The organism is Priestia sp. YIM B13552 (genome assembly GCF_042787775.1).
Taxonomy (GTDB): Bacteria; Bacillota; Bacilli; order Bacillales; family Bacillaceae_H; genus Priestia; species Priestia megaterium_E.
The window spans coordinates 52,666-70,108 of the sequence record NZ_JBHZOU010000002.1 but is presented as its reverse complement, the minus strand read 5'-3'; the positions used below and the strand labels follow the sequence as shown (position 1 = coordinate 70,108).

Here is a 17,443-nt window from a genome sequence, read left to right as displayed (position 1 = left end):
AGGGTACAAATGACTGTATACACGATATTAGTAGATTTTGCTTGTGCGAGTGTTCTGATTTTAATAGGCATGCTGCTTCGTGCAAAATTTAAATTTATCCAAAGAAGTTTTATTCCAGCAAGCTTATTGGCAGGTTTTTTAGGTTTAGCATTAGGACCTAGCTTTTTAAACATCCTACCTTTTTCTGAAGATATTAGCTCCTACGCAGGGATTATTACCATTTTTGTATTTGCGGCAGTCGGAATAAACGGGTTTTCTTTTTCACCCGGCAATATGAAAAAAGATATTAATCGAATGGGCGCATATGCCACTTATAAAATTCTTTGTATAGGCCTTCAAATGTCTATTCCGATTGTCTTTTCTATTTTAGTGATTTCAAAGTTTGCTCCAGAAATTAATAACGGATTTGGTTTACTTTTAGCAGCCGGATTTTATGGAGGTCATGGAACAGCGGCAGCGGTAGGTACAACCTTTGAAAACTTAGGCTGGGAAAATGCAACGGACCTAGGAATGACCGCTGCTACTGGCGGTATTTTAGCAGGTATTTTTGGTGGACTTATTTTTATAAAATGGGCAACTCGAAAGGGATACACTCATTACGTAAAAGACTTCTCGGAAATTTCGGAGGATTTAAAAACAGGATTAGTTCAGCCTAAAAATAGAACGGCAATGGGGGATGATACTATTTCACCAATTGCGATGGATCCATTAGCCTTTCATTTAGCATTATTAGTGGTGCCATCAGGTTTGGGATACTTATTAAATAATTATATTGCGACTGCTTGGGGACTAGAATTCCCAACGTTTACAATAGCATTTTTGATAGCGCTGCTTATGTACATATTGCTAGGCAAAGGAGAAAAAGGGGTTTATAAATACGTCGATAGTAAGGTAGTCGATCGTTTAGGCAGTGCAGCAACCGATTTTCTTGTATTTTTTGGTGTAGCTTCAATTAAATTACCTATTGTTGTGGAATATGCACTTCCACTTGGTTTATTAATGCTTTCAGGTATAGCAATAGTAGTGGTGATGCTAGTCGTAATTGGACCGGCTATGAACTATGAAAGCTGGTTTGAACGTTCCATATTTGTGTATGGCTATTCAACAGGTGTATTTGCTATCGGACTTACATTATTAAGAATTATTGACCCTAATAATAAATCAAAAACACTTACAGATACAGCAGTAGTTGGACCGCTTAATACGCCGTTAGAATTATTTGCGTGGTCAGCGGGGCCTGTTATGCTGCTAAGCGGACAGCACTGGACGTTTGTTGGGATTTTTGCAGGCATATCTATTCTATGTTTCGTCATCGCTAGAATCTTCAAATGGTGGCACTGGAAGGTTCCTTTAGGCGAGCGTCCTCCTGTTCCATTAGATAGAAATGAAGGGTTTATTCAAATGACTGGAGAACATATTGAAAAATAACGTAGGTTAAATAAAATATGCATACTAAACTCATTGTATTTATATCTTATGAATGAGAGACAAGAGCCCGTAAACATATGTTTACGGGCTCTTACAATGCAACGAGAAGCTTGGGATAGAGAAGGGGAAATTCTTCAGTTTTCTAACAGGATTTTTCTCTTGTCTTTCCTGCTGAACGAATTGTTCGCAATGGACTTACATTAAGCTCGTGATAAGTCCTATTGTACTCTCCGTAAGCAGAAAACTTTAAAAAATATACCTTCTTTTATGCTAAAAAAGGAATATTTTTTAAAGTGATACGATACTATTTTCTGATACAACCTATTCCTGCGAAAGGAGCAAAAATAAATGAAACGATATATTGCATACGGTTTGTTACTCACAGTGTCTTTAGTATTTGCAGTTTTTTTAATTGTTGATTGGCGCCAATACGAAACTGGGTTAGAACACGCTATTAAGCCTGCTGATAATAACTATGAGAACAGCGAAAGCTATGTTTCTGACAAACGTATGATAGATGTCATTGTGAAGCTAACGGCAGAAAGCCCTGCAACATTTGGAACAAGATTAAAAAGTGCGCAAAGAATAGATGAGAAACGTGTCCATGTGAATACCAATAAGCTAGAAGGCATTATCGAGTTAAAAGATATAGAAGGTAAGACCTTGGTATGGCGTGTGCTAGACAACACATCAAATCATTTAATTATAGAAAGCAAGAACTGGGGAAATGAATAAGGGACCTGCGGATAGTTTCTTTCCTAATTAAAAGAGGTTGAGAAAAAGTATGTTAGTGATGTCTCAACCTCTTTATGTCTTTCTTATAAGCTGGCATTACCGATTGTTCTTAAAAAATTCAGTCAAAACAGAGGAGGAAAAATATTTTTGATTTAATACTCATTAAAGTAAGTTTGAATCTTTTGAGGATCCTTTGTTTTCGTTAAAGCAAGCATTAAAAGAATACGGGCTTTTTGTGGATTTAATGAATCGGATGTAACAAAAGTATCTTTATCATCTGATTTTTCATGTGTCACAACTCCGCTTCCTACCCGGCTAGATCTCACAATAACTACGCCTTTTTTTACCGCATCTCTAGCACCTGTTAGGGCAGCATCAGATAGCAGTCCATTTCCTACTCCTGCAACGACGATTCCTTTTGCTCCAGCTTTTACGGCTGTGTCATAAAAATTCCTAGAATCGTTTTGATACCCGTATATGATCTCTACTTGAGGAAGCTTATCTAATTTTGATACATCGAATATTGATTGTGTTGTATGTTTGCGAGTTGGTTTGTTATAAAATAATACCTTATCTCCAGCTATTTCTCCTACATATCCTTGTTCAGGGGATTTAAACGTATCTACTGCCGTTGTATGTGTTTTTGTTATATAACGAGCTGCACCAATTCGATCGTTGAGCGCTACTAAAACACCGGTATTTCGTGCTTCTTTTGTAGAAGCAATTTTCACTGCATTATACAAGTTTAGCGGTCCATCTGCACTTATAGCGGTAGCTGGTCTCATTGAACCAACCACAACCACAGGTTTGTCACTCTTTACTACTAAATTTAGAAAATAAGCCGTTTCCTCCATCGTATCAGATCCGTGCGTCACGACAATTCCGTCAACATCCTTAGAAGCTAATAGTGTATTAATTCGCTTCGCTAACTTTAACAAAATGCTGTTATCTATATTTTGACTTCCGATATTTACGACCTGTTCTCCGCTTACATTCGCTACTTTTTTTAACTCAGGAACAGCTTTAATGATGGCTTTAATATCAAGAGCTCCTGATTCATATCCAGTTGTGTCTGTGCTGCTTTCAGAAGAGCCTGCAATCGTACCTCCAGTGGCCAAAATTTTTATATTGGGCAGCTCTTCTTTCATTGAATGTTTTACAGTCATTTTAGAATCATTGACCGATGCATTGACCAATGATAAAGGTCCCGAAAATAAGATAACGCTTGATAAAAAGGTAAGGCCTACTATTCTTTTCAGTTCCATCATTACTTAGCTCCTTTTAGGCAAAAGACATGTAACGGTATTATTGGTAATTTGAATTTAAAATATCCAATCATTTGTCCGCACGAAGAATAAATGGATAAACGCATTATTCTTATGAGATCCTTCTTGTTTTTTCTGCTTTTTAAGATACATGATATAAACGTAAAACGGATTTCAGAAAGGGGTAAAGCAGTCTAGTAGCATCCTCTTCCTGTCGGAATATTAGGTATTGGAGAACCACTTATTTACGGAGTTATTCTTCCATTAGGACGCCCGTTCATTACGGCTTGTATCGGTGGAGGAATTGGAGGAGCCGTAATTGGAATGTTCGGAAACGTTGGTTCCATCGCTATCGGTCCATCTGGTCTAGCTTTAATTCCATTAATTGCTCACGGTTTATGGCTGAAATATATCATTGCCTTACTTGCAGGATATGCTGGAGGGTTCATCTGCACATATTTATTTGGCATACCAAAAGAGGCTATTGCAGAAGGCTCTAATAACAAAGAAGTACCTGAAGCGAAGACAAAAATTAAAGTTGCTGCAACAGATGAGCAAAAAGAAATGAACGATACAACTTTAGGGAGCGCATTCAAACTTCCGTTTGACGGATATATTGTGCCTCTAGAAGACGTCCCTGATACTGTTTTTTTCTTCAAAGATGATGGGAGACGGTTTTGCCATCGAACCAACTAATAATATTCTTGTTTCTCCTATCAATGGGGAGGTTGTTAGCATCTTTCCTACAAAACATGCCATAGGTCTAAAAACAGATCAAGATCTAGAGTTATTAATTCACGTAGGGTTAGAAACAGTGAACTTGAACGGGAAAGAGTTTACATGTCTAATTAAAGAGGGAGAAAAGGTTACACAAGGAACCCCGCTTTTAAAAATAGACCTAAACTACATTAAAGAAAATGCTAAATCACTTGTTACACCAATCATCTTTACAAATTTATCTGAACATAATCAAATACAGTTATTAAAAACAGGGTACAATGAGCAAGGTATAACAAATATTATTGAGCTAGTTTCTAAAAAACAGTAAGTTAATTAAATCTAATTGATTATTTAAGGGTACTTTTCTAAATAGAAGAGTACCCTTTTTTACTGGCGGCAATTCATCACCTCTAGAGAGTAACCAGGGCTGGATTGGCTATTGGTTCGTTTTTGTAATATTAAACATTAAGCAATGATAGGTTACTTTTACGCCATTTTCGTCACGATGATTATTTTCATATAAATTGATCAACTGACGAAAAAAGGAAGGGCGCTGACAGTAGCTTTCCTCGTTACTGTTACTTGCTCCAATCTTTTTTATTGATGTAAAAAATGCCTGGACCGTCGGAAAGTATTGAATCTCTAGTTTCTCCATTTTTGATAGTTTAAATGGATGCTCTCTCAATGGAACTAATGCTTGTTCACAAATTTGAGACAACTCTTCAAGAGAAAAAAACGATTGGCCAGGTGAACTGTTATTGAAAAGACCAAGCTTTTGTTTCGCATGGCTGTAGCATGAGTGAAGCTCTTGAAATGTACGGTTACCAAAGGTTGAAAATAGTAAGCTGCCTGTAGGCTTAAGTTGTTTATACAATTTTTTAATTGTCGTATGAAGACTATTAAACCACTGAAATGTTGCATTCGAAATAATAAGGTCATAATGTTTTTCTATACTTAGTTCCTCGATATCTCCGCATATGAAAGAAACTCGATCTTCCCTTATTTTTTTCTTTGCTAACTCAATCATTCCTGATGACAAATCAACTGCTGTAATAGCGGCCTTAGGAAATTTTTTGCACAATAATTGTGTTAAATAACCCGTGCCGCAGCCAACTTCAAGAATAGCTATTTTCTGGTTAAAGAAATTAGTGGGAAGCTGATCTATTAACTGGTTTGCCATGCTTTTTTGTACATCGGCATAAGCATCATAAGTTTTAGCATGATTATTGAACCTTTTCTTTAAAAGTTGCTTATTAATCATAAATGAGCTCCTTTTCGAGAAATTTTTCTATAAGTTGCGTACAGTGCTGAGGCTTTGTAAAAAAAGGAATATGGCCAGCTTTTTCTAAAATACACAGCTGCGCTTTTCCACCAATTCTTTCAGCTATGAAAGAAGAAGACTCAGGTAAACATATTTGATCATCTTTTCCATGGATCAACAAACAAGGAGTTTGAATTTGATTAAGTTGCATTCTAACATCTTTTTGGAGTAAATAATCCAGCCCTGTAAGGAGGGAGTACGTACTGTCTCCTTGATAATCACGCTGAACAACTTCCATAAATTGATGATGAAATTCTTCTTCTTTTTCAGATTTAGTGAACATAGCGTTATAAAATGAAGTAAGGGTTTTTTCTTTATTACGCTGTAGTTGCTTTTTCATACGTTCAACGATACGTTGTTCCCATCCAAATGTATTATGCACGTCGTTTGTAAAGCGACTAGTTCCGCCGATTAATATGAGTCCTTCTATCTTGTTAGGGTATAAACTAGCAAGTTCAAGCGTTACAAGGGAACCTAATGACCAACCCATTAAATAAACAGTACCTGCAGTAGAAGTAAGCAATTGGATTGCTCGTTCTCTAAAGTCACTTAGTTCTTTTAGACCTTTCCAGTCTGTGCACAAAACGTTACATATAGCAGACAATGATTTTATGATTGGGTGAAACGCTGCTTTTTCCATTCCCCATCCGGGAAATATTATAATAGTGGATGGTTTCATTGAATCACACTCATTTCTTTTCCAATTAGAGAAATTCTCTTTATGGCCCAATCTAAATCTTCTCGAGTATGATCGGCTGTTACAGTAAAACGAATTCTTGCTTTATTCTCAGGAACAGTAGGGGGCCTAACTGCAATAGCAGCAATTCCTTCTTTCTGTAAACGCTCTGCAAACTGCATTGTTCTTTTGTTTTCTCCCGTCAAAATTGGAATGATTTGAGATTGACTTTCGCATGTGTCGAATCCTTCGTATGTAAGTGCTTTCCTGAAAAATAGTGCATGTTGTTGAAGAAGTGCGCGACGCTCTGTGTCTTGTTGCACCTTTTCAATCGCAGCCGTTATTGCACCGAGTATAGCAGGGGGAAGAGCAGTTGAATAAATGAATCCTCGCATTCTATTTTTTAAATAATCTATGACCCACTGTTTTCCGGTAACATAAGCTCCAAATGACCCCAGCGCTTTACTAAACGTTCCCATTTGAATATCAATTTTATCTTGCAGATTAAGAAAATGCGCATATCCTTCACCATTTTTTCCGTATACACCGCTTGCGTGAGCTTCATCAACCATTAACATTGCGTTATATTGCTCTTTTAATTTAACAAGATCCTCGAGCTTGGCAAAATCACCATCCATGCTGAAAACAGTATCTGTTACAATTAACTTCCGTGACTCCATGGGAACTTTTTTTAATGAATTTTCTAGGTGGTTCATATCGTTATGGCGATAGCGTTGAAGTGTTGCGCGGCTCAGTAGGGCGCCATCAATGATACTTGCATGATTTAACTTATCGCTGAAGATGAAGCCGTTACGCGGAACCAAGGCTGAGATGATTCCTAGGTTTGCATTATAACCACTATTGATAATAAGTCCTGCCTCAGCTTTTTTCCAATTAACAAGTGCTTTTTCTGCTTTCTCGTAAAGAGAGTGATTTCCTATTATTAAGCGTGAAGCTGTTGCTCCTATTCCATATGTCATCACAGCATCACTCATTGTTTTCTTCAGGCCATTATCTCCTGCGTAGCCTAAATAGTTATTAGAGGCAAGGTTTAACATCCTATGTCCATTGACTATAAGCCATGGTTGTTCAGCAAATTCTGTAGTAACAAGGTGCCGTTTTTGAAAAATTTCATCTAAATAGGCAAGTTCTCTTTTAATATCTTCTTCCCAATCCAATACGCTTTCACCACCGACAATAAGATTAGTTAACTTTAATTTCAATATGGTTAACATACATATCTAATCACTCCTTTAGAAGAGTGTCAAGATAAAATGATTAAGTGTCATGTTAAATCAGGAGACGTAGTTTATAGCTTATTACTTCATAAATCTCAACACTACATGAGATGAAAGAGGTTATAAAAACAACTCTTAAATAAAAGAAACAAACTCCTAATGGTAGGGAGTTTGCTTCTTTTTGTTTTTTTAATACTGCTGTTTAATAACAAACGTCTTTTCCAACATGTTTTCGATTTATTTACACGCATCATATTAATCTAGCAATTTTATTTGCTTTACTAAACACTTCATATTGATTATCCTCTTTTTCTTAGTTATAATGTAATTGTTACATTTGTAATAATAATGTAATATATTTGTAACTTATATCATTTTTGCGATGTTAGATAGAATGGTAGCTAATTTTAAAAAATGAAAAGCTGTTTATGGATAAGCCCTTAGCGGTTGTGGTAGCAGCTGTGAGGGGAAAACTTTAGATAAAAAGGTGAGGACGATGTTGAAAAAAATATTTATTTTAGTTGTTCTAGGATATATATTCTTGAGTAGCAAGTATTTTCTTCAAAATTATGTGTATGCGGGCACGTATGAGCAAGATATAAAGATTAACGATGACTTGGTGTCGAGTCTTCTTTTAGAAAAAGCTGTTTTTTAACGGCTTTTAAGACGCTAAATTTTATATAAAGAGGTAATGGGTAGAGTTGTAATTTCTGAATATTGTCAGTCTCTTTCCTTATCTTCAAAGGTAAAAAGCAGGCGGTAGTTAAAATGATTGCAGGACTTCGGTTCCTAATAGATTTTTACATTGCCTAGACAATAACAAAGTAGAGAAGAAAGATGTAATTGAGAAGAGAAGGCTGAGGGAGTAAGAATAAAATGAAAAACTATTTAAATGTGGAAGAAGGAAAAAATAGCTGGAAGCGTTATGTAAGTACAACAATCCTTGCTTCTATGTTTATGCTGTTAGGATCAGTTATTTATATTATTGCTGAAATGATAATGGTTGCAACTGATGAAAGTGGAAAATCATATGTTGATTTTGATAGCGGAGTAGCTGTGGGAATCAATGCTAATCTTGATTTTCTGTTGTCTCATATTATGTACATATGCTGGATTTTTGGTTTATGGATCGGGATTCGTTTTATTCACAAACGAAAAATGAAATCATTAATCACTGCTAACAAACGTGTGAATTGGAAGAAAGTAATATGGGCTTTTGGAGCTTTTAGCCTGTTACTAATCATTTCACAATTAATTGATGTTGTGTTTAACCATTCGGATTATTCATGGAACCATGTAAGTGTAAAAGAGTATGTACTATTAATACTTATTACATTTTTGTTAGTACCTATTCAAACAACAACGGAGGAGCTTTTCTTTAGAGGACTTCTTCTTCAATGGGTGAGTAAGAAAGTGAAGCGTCCAATTTTACTTGCGATTATTGTGGGACTAATGTTTTCAATAGGTCATTTTGCTAATCCTGAAATGAATAAATCCATTATATTGGTGGGACTAGATTATATTGTAGCTGGTTTTGCTCTTACATATATCGCGATTAAAACAAAAAGCTTAGAAATTACCATTGGCGCACACGCAGCCAACAACATGTTTCTCGCTCTGTTCCTTACAACGGACGATTCTGTTTTCGGATCTATACCGAGTTTGTTTAAGGTAGCTGACACTGAGCCAGGAGCTAATCTTATTTGGTCGATTGTTATGTTTAGTGTTTTCTATATCTTATGTAGAGGGAAGATAAAAAAGGAAGAAGCAGCTGACAAAGATCAGCTTATTGCTTAAATTGGCAGAACCAATAACTAAACAGGATAGGAGATGTAACAGAGTGAGTGGAAATCACGATGAAAATAAACCATTGACTCGCGCAGAAATGAAGCGGGGCCACTTAGCTACTCAACATCGCATTTTGAATGTACTTATCGTTCTTGCATCGATTGCTGCAGTGTATCTAGCAATAAAAACCATACTTTAAAAGAGCAGCATTAAATGCTGCTCTTTTTGTTTTGTAAAAACACGCGCACGCAACTACCAATTGAAAAAAGCTTTTAACGAAATCATTGTAGCCGCGTAGATAAGAGATGAGATTAAAAAGGTAGGCAAATGCGCATGTTTTTCAAAAGGAAGCTCTTTACTGATCACGTTAAATAACATTGCACCTGAACTAAAAGCAATCATCGACTCAATGAGCAGTCCTGATGAAGGGCCGAAAACGCCCAGAATGGACCCAAGAAAAGTTGCTCCGGCCAGCATATAGCGACCTCTAGTTTTGTGTAAGCGCGGATGTTTTTTTCCTAGATGGTAAGACCACCCGATAAAATGAAGGCTGATAGCCAGTCCGTAGAATACTGATTCAACTCGCTTAACATCGGTTGAAAATACGACGTAAGAAATGATAAAAGAATAAACCATAAAAAAACTAGCCTGTACCATGTACACGGTCAGTTCCGTTAGGTGTGTGGCTGCTTTTGTCTGAGCAAATGAATACACAGAAAAATAGACGAGTAAGCCGAGAAGACCAAGAAAATATAGTTCAGTATCAAGGGCTAGCGACCCTCCAAACTCTTCTTGTTTCTTGTGAAGCGTCGGTAAGATATAAATAAATACATAGGCAATAGCTACACCGCCTGATAATGAGAGCAGCTTTTGCTCCCCGATTGGAGAACGTTCGACAATCGTTAATGCGTATAGTTGAATGAGGATAAAAACAATACCTATTATGATTGATTCAATTGTAACCATGATGGTCTCCTTTTAAGGTTCACTTTTATGGTTTAATTCCCTTTAATAGAAGAAGAGAAACCATACTTTAAGTGGATACTTCTTAAAGAGGCGCGTTCATTAATGGGATATTGTACCTTAATTATTTCTTAAAACGTATTATTAAAAAGATTTGCTTTTGGTTACCACAAACATGAGAAAACCTTGTTTGGTATACTCTGTTCAATAACCTGTTTGTTTTGACTTTATGTTACAATAAATTGATATCTAAATGAGAAAGAGTGATAACTGCCGTTTATCGGATATGAATGTGTATCAACTTTATTGAGAAATTTAGAATTTTAAACAGAAGCACTAATGAACCACGGGTGTGCAAAAGTTTTTTACGATAAAATGAGTGGAGAAACAAAATAACGACCTGGTCTAGAATTGGTGAAAATATCAACACAAAACATTACAATTTTTTACGAAAGTAGCAAGGACTACTCTTGGCATCATTTAGTAGAAGATCATCCATATAGCCAGCTCTGAAGTACAGTAATAGATAGTGTTAATACGGGACTTTATGGGTTAACGTTACGGGACTGAACAAGCAGAAAAAAAGGAAAGTTTAAAAGTGATTAAAGAACGATTGTGAAAATCACGCGGGAATGAATTGAAAAGAGGTTATAACATGGCTAGAGGTCGGAAATTTGATACAATTGACTTATTCCGTTCTACCAAAAAGCTTATTATCCAAACTGGATATGAAGGGTTTACAATTGGTCAATTAGCGAAAGAATTAAATGTTACACGAGCAGCAATTTATAAATATTATCAAAATAAAGATGAATTGCTATTAGACTTTATGTTAGATGAAATAACAAATACATTAACAAGCTTTTCCTCTATTCCAAAGGAATTACCTTTCTTAGAAAAGATAGACTTACTCTTGGAAAAAATATTCATGTACAAGGATTTACATTTAATTCTTGGAATTGGAATACCTACAAAAAATATCCCTTTGCTAGAAGCTAAGAAAGAAAAGCTTTCTCATATGCACCATGAGCTATACAAGCCTCTTATACATATAGTGCAGCAAGGAAAAGAAGAGGGCTTCATTGAAATGGATATGCCAAATGAAATGTTGTTAGGGTTTATATTTCAAAGTATTTCTATTCCTAACCATTCTGGAATGGACGCTGAACAAGTACTCATCTATACGAAAAAGTTAATTTTAGACGGTATTATAAAAAGAAAGTGACAAATGTGTAACTTATGTATATAATAACCTTTGTACGACACATAGGTTATTTTCGTTCAAAAGTAACAAATATGTAACTTATAGATGCAGTGAGTGGTGCGAAAATCACATCTGTTATTTTTTTGTTTGAAAGTAACAGATGTGTAACTAATTTTAAAGGGAGAGTTTAAATTTATTTTTAGAAACTAAGTAATTAACTTACACATACTGACCTGCATATATAGTAATTTTTTTAAAAGTATATAAGTTATTTTTTTGTTTGAAAGTGACAAATGTGTAACTATTTTTGAAGGGAGAGGTTAAAGTTGTTTTTAGCAATTAAAGAATTAAAACATGCTAAATTTCGTTATGTAATGATGAGTATTATCATCGTTTTAATTGCTTGGCTAGTGTTTATTTTATCGGGACTGGGAAATGGCCTTTCGACATTAAGTGCTGCCACAATTAAAAACTTAGATGCAGATTATGTAGTTTATGAGAAAAGTGCTGGTACTACGTTTAGCAAATCTATCATGTCTGGTAATTTAATTAACGATATTAGAAAAAACACAGATGTAAAAGATGCCGCTGTTTTCGGATCATCAATGGGAGCAATTTCTAAAGAAAAAACGGATGATAGCAGCAAGAAAACAGATGTAGCAGTAGTTGGAATTACTGCAGGATCCTTCATTGAGCCAACCGTTATAGAAGGGAAGCAACTTTCAATTAACAAGAAATTTGGCGTTCTAGCCAATAGTAATTTGAAAGATGAAGGGTATAAAGTTGGGGATGAAATTCTTGTTTCTAATTCTAAATTGAAATTAACTATTATTGGTTTTGTCGAGAATGAAACATTCAACCATTTACCGGCGTTATTTACGAATATGGACACTTGGAGAGAGTATCAGTATGCAGCACCAGGGGCTGACAACGGCATTAAAAATCCAGTGCAATCTATTATTTTAAAAGCTCCTCAATTAGATGCAGCTAAGCTGGATAAACAGGTGGAAGGAATTAAAACTGTTACAAAATCGACCGCTGTAAAAGGAATGCCTGGTTATAAAGAGGAAAATGGAACAATTTTAATGATGCTTTCATTTTTGATTGTTATTTCAGCTTTTATCATCTCAGTTTTCTTTTATGTTATAACAATTCAAAAAACTCCTCAATTTGGTGTAATGAAAGCAATTGGAGCTTCAAATCGATTTATTTCTAAAGCTATTGTTGCACAGGTATTTATTCTGTCTTTCTTTGGAATTTTGGCAGGGATAGGCATAACATATGTAACGGCTCTTTTCTTCCCTAAAAATATGCCTTTTGATTTAGATGTTAAATTAGTGATTTTATATGCAATTACGTTATTAGTTATCAGTCTATTAAGTTCTATTGTTTCAGTCCGACAAATTACAAAAATTGATCCATTAACAGCTTTAGGGAGGGTGGAATAAATGAGCAGTATTCAGTTGCACCAAGTTACAAAACAATATACGGAGGGAACTTCTACTCTAACAGTTTTAAAAGAAGCTTCTTTAAAGGTTAATCCTGGAGAGCTGGCAGCGATTGTAGGACCATCTGGTTCAGGAAAGAGTACTTTACTATCTATTATCGGTGCATTAATGAAGTCAACATCTGGAAAAGTAATTGTAAATGGAAAAGATGTAGGGCTATTAAATGAGGAGCAGCTAGCCAAATTTCGTTTAAACGAAATAGGTTTTATTTTACAATCATCTAATTTAATTCCTTACTTATCTGTAATGGATCAGTTAATTTTAATTAAAGTAATGGCTGGTAAAGCAAGTAATGTGGATCGTCAGCTTGCCAAAAAAATACTGAATGAACTTGGGTTAGGAGATAAGATAAACAAAATGCCTAATGAATTATCTGGCGGTGAGCGACAGCGCGTAGCAATTGCCCGGGCCTTTTTTAACCAGCCAAGCGTTATTCTCGCTGATGAGCCAACAGCAAGCTTAGATTCAGAACGTGCTCATGAAGTAGTGCAATTAATTGCGGGTGAAGTGAAAAAACAAAAAAAAGCAGCAATCATGGTCACGCACGATGAACGTATGTTAGCTTACTGCGACCATGTATATCATATGGAGGATGGAAAACTAATATTAACTAATATTATTAACTAAGAGATAGAGATAACGACGCTTGATGTCACTAACCTTATTATTCTTTCTTTTATAAGGTGAATAACTAAACTAGTAGCTAACTAATTGCTTTGCATGGTGATTTTGCGACAGTTGGCGAATAAGAAATATTGGTATTTGTATGTGAATCTACAAACCTAACTAGACTTATAAAATATTCCCTCTGTGTCTAATAAATAAAAAACCTTTGCCCAGAAGGGCAAAGGTTTTTTATTTAACTATTTCTTAAGGAAGAAAACGAAATCCTTGAAAACAGAATTCCTTTAATTATAATTAATGGTAAAATAATCAATATAAAAAGAAATAAGATAACTGATTTAATATCTCAAACTAATGAATTAACTCTAATTAAGGATAAAGATTGAATATACGTAAAAAGGAGTAGATAAATAAATGAGTACAAAAAAAATACACCTTACGCCGTTTGAAACAGCTCATATTCAATACTTACATAAATGGTTAAATGATGAACGGGCAATACGAATGGTAGGCAGAACACCTTTAACTTATGAAGAGGTAGTGCAAGAAGTAGAAAAGAAAAGAATGAACAACGATTTAATTTTAGGAATTGAAAGCGAGGAAAAAGAATTAGTTGGATGGGTATTTCTAAAAGATATAGAATACGCACATGGAAGAGCTAGTATAGGAATTCTTTTATCTTCAGAATCTAGAGGGCAAGGATACGGTCAAATGGCCATGGAGCAAATGATTGATCTAGGGTTTAAACAGCTCCGTCTAAATAAAATCTATTTAACTACAAGAGGAATAAACGAACAGGCAATTGCATTGTATGAAAAAATCGGTTTTGTTACCGAAGGGAAATTAAGAAATCATGCCTATGTGGATGGGAAGTACGTAGATACATACTTTATGGGTATACTGGCATCAGAATGGAAAAAGTAAACTTACTTCTTCACCATAAAAAGCTAAGCTTACAGACTATCATGAAAGTAAAAAAGCTAGTGCTTGTATTGTACAAAAGTCACGATTTCATATATCATTTATTTGCCGCCCGTAAGCGCAAATGATAAAAATGATAAAACTGTAATAATATACGAAGTACTTTAGTATTTACTAAATAAACTATGAATCTCAGGTAAGAGAAAATTAGAGTGATTATAACATTTTTAAACTTTGTATGTATATGAAACTACAAATCTGGCCACACTAATAACGTATTCTCCCTATTACAATAAAGTTAAAAATCCTTTGCCTGCATGAGGGAAGGATTATTTTTTTATAAATCCTGCTTTTATTGGTTGTTAATCTAAATAAAAGGGAATCACATATATTAAGAGCACACAAAGGGGATAAATAGTAGTGACAAATTATAGGTACTATACGGGATCCCTGTTCGTCAGGGAATTAGAACGTTTAAAAGAAGAATATATTCAACTTGATTTCGACGATGTGAAAAAAATGGTTGAAGAAGATATTTTACTGTTAGAAAAAGCGGTGAATATGTTGTCTACGAATACAGTTTATTAAATTAAGCAACTTACTTAAGATGTAATAAAGCATTATCTAACAACTAGTGTAAATTCAAATTTAACAAAAGCTACCTCTTTTGACTGGGAAGAGGTGGTCTTTTTCAATTTCTAGACTGGATAAAATATACTAAGTAAAAAAAGCGTTTGAAAGCACTTTATAACATTTACTAGTTTCTAAGAAATGTTGCCCAAACAAAAAAGGACATTTCTTATATGTCCTGTTCCCTCGTATCAGCCCCGCCTACGCTAAATACTATGACAGCCACTCATGCCATCCAACCTATACTTAGTATAAACGAAAGCGTTTACAAAGTAAAGATATTAATGAAATATTCTGTCTATTTTTATATGAAACTTATCTATATCGAATAATATCAAACATGATAGGTGACATTTTTAATGTCTAGAGATTAATTCACTCATTAATCTGTTTAAAGCAATGTGTAATATATCATGTTCTGTATACTCTTGTTCAAAGGCTAGACTTCTTTTTTCTTTTTTCTTCAACAACTTTTTAATTTCATCACATAAATAAATTTGAGAATCCAAAAGTTTTATTTCTCTTCTATCTTTTATTTGTTTAGACATGAAATCAACTCCTTTATGATTCTTTAAAGAACTATTCTATCTTAAAAAGTAAAAATCCTTCTTCTATTACATCGGATTAGGGGGAATGGTCCTGTTTTTTGAGAAACAATGTGTCAACAATGCTACAAGATGTTTCATTTTCTATACATAAATGTATCAGCTCTTATAAAACTTAATTCTCATGGTATACTACCGGACAATGACAAAACATTGTATATGCCATATGTTTTGTTCATTTTCTGCTTTGAACAAACAAAAAACTACTGTTTAGGTCCAGTGGTTTTTTGCTTTTTAGAATTGGATATGTTTTTGTAATTTAAACAAACTACTTAAGCTTTCATAAAGTATCATGAGATAAAGTCGTGAAATAGAAAAACCTACCTTTTTTGACTGGAAAGAGGTAGGTCTTTTCTGTTTTCACTCTGTATATCGTGTTCAATCTTAGTTACTATAATCATTTTTAAAGGAACCAATCAAGTAGAAGAACCCTTGGATCAGTCCTATTCACTGTCCAGGGTTCTTTTTCCGAAATAAGCAGCTTTGCATCATACATTCTTGGTATGCAAACGTTCCTCTGAGAAGCGAGCAGTGAAAGACATTATGCTTACAAGCAGCACGAGTGAAATGATATATTTAGAATAATATTATTATTGGTGAAAATGATTTAGGAGAGAAAACTATGGAACTCAAACAGTTAAAAATTTTTCAAATTGCTGCCAGAGAACTAAACTTTACTCGAACAGCTGAAATTCTTCACTATGCTCAATCAAGTGTAACAGCTCAGATTAAATCTCTTGAGGAAGAACTTGCTGTCCAACTTTTTGATCGGTTAGGGAAGCGAGTTATCTTAACTGACGCTGGAAAGCGCTTTAAGCTATATACGGACAAGGTGCTTGATTTAACCGAAGAGGCAAAGGAAACTGTAGGTGGGAATGAAGAGCCTAGTGGAACGTTAACAATATGTGCTTCAGAAACCCAATGCACCTATCGCTTACCAGCTTTGCTGAAACTATTTCAAGCTCGTTTTCCTAAAGTGAAACTGATTTTCCGACCTGGAATTTCTGAAAATGATTTTGAGGATTTACTTGCTCAAGGTCTCATAGATGCTGTTTTAATATCGATGACTTGCATTAACTCGGATAAGCTGATTGCCGAGCAGCTTGTCGCGGAACCTATTGTTATAGTAAGCCCGCCGAATCATCCTTTAGCCGATAAATCTGAAGTAAGGCCTGCGGACCTAGACGGTCAGTCGCTGCTTTTTACTGAGAAGTGCGATTATCGAAATATATTTGAAGCATCACTTGTTGATGCAGCCGTTCAACCGTTATGTGATCTTGAACTTGGTGATGTAGAAGCTATCAAAAAATGTGTAATAGCTGGAATTGGAATAGCAGCACTGCCTAAGCTAGCAGTGGAGAAGGAAATAGAGGAAGGGAGTATGAGTGTATTAAGATGGAAAGGTCCAGAGTTTCCAATCGTAACTCAGCTGGTCTGGCATAAAGACAAATGGGTGTCTCCAGCTTTGAGTGCTTTTTTAGATGTAACTAGAGAAGTAATACTGGATCATTAAGGGGATTAGTATTTGAATCTATTTTTATTGAACAACAAGATTGGGCTGCATAAATAAATTGATTACATAGTATAGAGGTTACTAATCGGTTTTTTAGATAGTAACAATCTAAATATTCATCTGTAATGATTGGGGCCGGGCTTGTATTATATATGATAAGAAGTTTGTTGGATATACATATAGTTTATTTATGTTCTCTACTACATTACTATTCTGTATGTGTATTGCCTAAACCACTATAAGTATAAGTTACCTGCAGCGTAACAGTTGAATCTGCTAATTGTAGAGAAGGTTAAAATTTAAT

General features: G+C 34.9%; 17 protein-coding genes and 1 pseudogene. 12 read left to right on the top strand and 6 right to left on the bottom strand.

Going from position 1 to position 17,443, the window contains the following annotated elements:
- Nucleotides 1–9: 9 nt before the first annotated feature.
- Together ACFX40_RS06310 and ACFX40_RS06305 are read left to right on the top strand one after the other, a co-directional pair.
- Nucleotides 10–1,428: a sodium/glutamate symporter gene (locus ACFX40_RS06310; RefSeq protein ID WP_098966706.1), complete on the top strand. Its 1,419-nt coding sequence runs from the start codon at nucleotides 10–12 to the stop codon at nucleotides 1,426–1,428.
- 348 nt (nucleotides 1,429–1,776) lie between these two features.
- Complete coding sequence (locus ACFX40_RS06305; RefSeq protein ID WP_195696205.1) at nucleotides 1,777–2,163, top strand: hypothetical protein; 387 nt, start codon at nucleotides 1,777–1,779, stop codon at nucleotides 2,161–2,163.
- Between the two features lie 152 nt (nucleotides 2,164–2,315).
- Here ACFX40_RS06305 and ACFX40_RS06300 read toward each other — a convergent pair whose 3' ends face one another.
- On the bottom strand, nucleotides 2,316–3,428 hold the full coding sequence (locus tag ACFX40_RS06300; RefSeq protein ID WP_377237925.1) for a type II asparaginase: 1,113 nt from the start codon (nucleotides 3,426–3,428) through the stop codon (nucleotides 2,316–2,318).
- Between the two features lie 207 nt (nucleotides 3,429–3,635).
- Here ACFX40_RS06300 and ACFX40_RS06295 point away from each other — a divergent pair.
- Nucleotides 3,636–3,914: pseudogene (locus ACFX40_RS06295) on the top strand (glucose PTS transporter subunit IIA); the annotation flags it as partial.
- Nucleotides 3,915–4,092: 178 nt separating this feature from the next.
- Nucleotides 4,093–4,476 carry a PTS sugar transporter subunit IIA gene (locus tag ACFX40_RS06290; RefSeq protein ID WP_377254520.1) on the top strand — a complete coding sequence of 128 codons (384 nt, stop codon included), beginning with the start codon at nucleotides 4,093–4,095 and terminating at the stop codon, nucleotides 4,474–4,476.
- A gap of 108 nt (nucleotides 4,477–4,584) precedes the next feature.
- Here the strand turns inward: ACFX40_RS06290 and bioC are convergent, their stop codons facing one another.
- The 3 genes from bioC to bioF are packed head-to-tail and all read right to left on the bottom strand — an operon-like array spanning nucleotide 4,585 to nucleotide 7,323.
- Nucleotides 4,585–5,409, bottom strand: a complete 825-nt coding sequence (gene bioC / locus ACFX40_RS06285) for a malonyl-ACP O-methyltransferase BioC (RefSeq protein ID WP_263035569.1) — start codon at nucleotides 5,407–5,409, stop codon at nucleotides 4,585–4,587.
- Complete coding sequence (locus ACFX40_RS06280; RefSeq protein ID WP_377237772.1) at nucleotides 5,402–6,148, bottom strand: alpha/beta fold hydrolase; 747 nt, start codon at nucleotides 6,146–6,148, stop codon at nucleotides 5,402–5,404. Before ACFX40_RS06280 ends, bioC begins: the two co-directional genes overlap by 8 nt.
- On the bottom strand, nucleotides 6,145–7,323 hold the full coding sequence (gene bioF, locus ACFX40_RS06275) for an 8-amino-7-oxononanoate synthase (RefSeq protein ID WP_098433139.1): 1,179 nt from the start codon (nucleotides 7,321–7,323) through the stop codon (nucleotides 6,145–6,147). The genes ACFX40_RS06280 and bioF overlap by 4 nt, the downstream gene beginning before the upstream one ends.
- A 936-nt stretch (nucleotides 7,324–8,259) precedes the next feature.
- Here bioF and ACFX40_RS06270 point away from each other — a divergent pair.
- The gene (locus ACFX40_RS06270; RefSeq protein ID WP_377254517.1) at nucleotides 8,260–9,180 is read left to right on the top strand and encodes a CPBP family intramembrane glutamic endopeptidase; all 921 of its coding nucleotides are present in this window, start codon (nucleotides 8,260–8,262) and stop codon (nucleotides 9,178–9,180) included.
- A 43-nt stretch (nucleotides 9,181–9,223) separates the two neighbouring features.
- Nucleotides 9,224–9,370, top strand: a complete 147-nt coding sequence (locus tag ACFX40_RS06265; RefSeq protein WP_169305188.1) for a hypothetical protein — start codon at nucleotides 9,224–9,226, stop codon at nucleotides 9,368–9,370.
- 53 nt (nucleotides 9,371–9,423) lie between these two features.
- Here ACFX40_RS06265 and ACFX40_RS06260 read toward each other — a convergent pair whose 3' ends face one another.
- On the bottom strand, nucleotides 9,424–10,137 hold the full coding sequence (locus ACFX40_RS06260) for a hypothetical protein (protein ID WP_025749947.1): 714 nt from the start codon (nucleotides 10,135–10,137) through the stop codon (nucleotides 9,424–9,426).
- Nucleotides 10,138–10,789: 652 nt separating this feature from the next.
- Between ACFX40_RS06260 and ACFX40_RS06255 the strand changes: the two genes are divergently transcribed.
- From ACFX40_RS06255 to ACFX40_RS06235, 5 genes are all read left to right on the top strand, one after another.
- Nucleotides 10,790–11,359, top strand: coding sequence for a TetR/AcrR family transcriptional regulator (locus ACFX40_RS06255; protein WP_098249003.1), 570 nt, complete (start codon nucleotides 10,790–10,792; stop codon nucleotides 11,357–11,359).
- A gap of 305 nt (nucleotides 11,360–11,664) precedes the next feature.
- Nucleotides 11,665–12,786, top strand: a complete 1,122-nt coding sequence (locus tag ACFX40_RS06250; RefSeq protein WP_377254514.1) for an ABC transporter permease — start codon at nucleotides 11,665–11,667, stop codon at nucleotides 12,784–12,786.
- Entirely contained in the window at nucleotides 12,787–13,473 is a 687-nt protein-coding gene (locus ACFX40_RS06245; protein ID WP_377254511.1) for an ABC transporter ATP-binding protein, read from the top strand. It abuts the gene before it with no gap.
- Nucleotides 13,474–13,884: 411 nt separating this feature from the next.
- A complete protein-coding gene (locus ACFX40_RS06240; protein WP_098579953.1) occupies nucleotides 13,885–14,394 on the top strand; it encodes a GNAT family N-acetyltransferase in 510 nt (169 codons plus the stop codon).
- Nucleotides 14,395–14,811: 417 nt separating this feature from the next.
- On the top strand, nucleotides 14,812–14,979 hold the full coding sequence (locus ACFX40_RS06235; protein ID WP_176524059.1) for a hypothetical protein: 168 nt from the start codon (nucleotides 14,812–14,814) through the stop codon (nucleotides 14,977–14,979).
- A 398-nt stretch (nucleotides 14,980–15,377) separates the two neighbouring features.
- On the opposite strand, the gene ACFX40_RS06230 is transcribed toward ACFX40_RS06235, so the two are convergent.
- Nucleotides 15,378–15,569: a hypothetical protein gene (locus tag ACFX40_RS06230; RefSeq protein ID WP_195696209.1), complete on the bottom strand. Its 192-nt coding sequence runs from the start codon at nucleotides 15,567–15,569 to the stop codon at nucleotides 15,378–15,380.
- A 679-nt stretch (nucleotides 15,570–16,248) separates the two neighbouring features.
- Here ACFX40_RS06230 and ACFX40_RS06225 point away from each other — a divergent pair.
- Nucleotides 16,249–17,139 carry a LysR family transcriptional regulator gene (locus ACFX40_RS06225; protein ID WP_028409867.1) on the top strand — a complete coding sequence of 297 codons (891 nt, stop codon included), beginning with the start codon at nucleotides 16,249–16,251 and terminating at the stop codon, nucleotides 17,137–17,139.
- The last annotated feature ends 304 nt before the right edge of the window (nucleotides 17,140–17,443 follow it).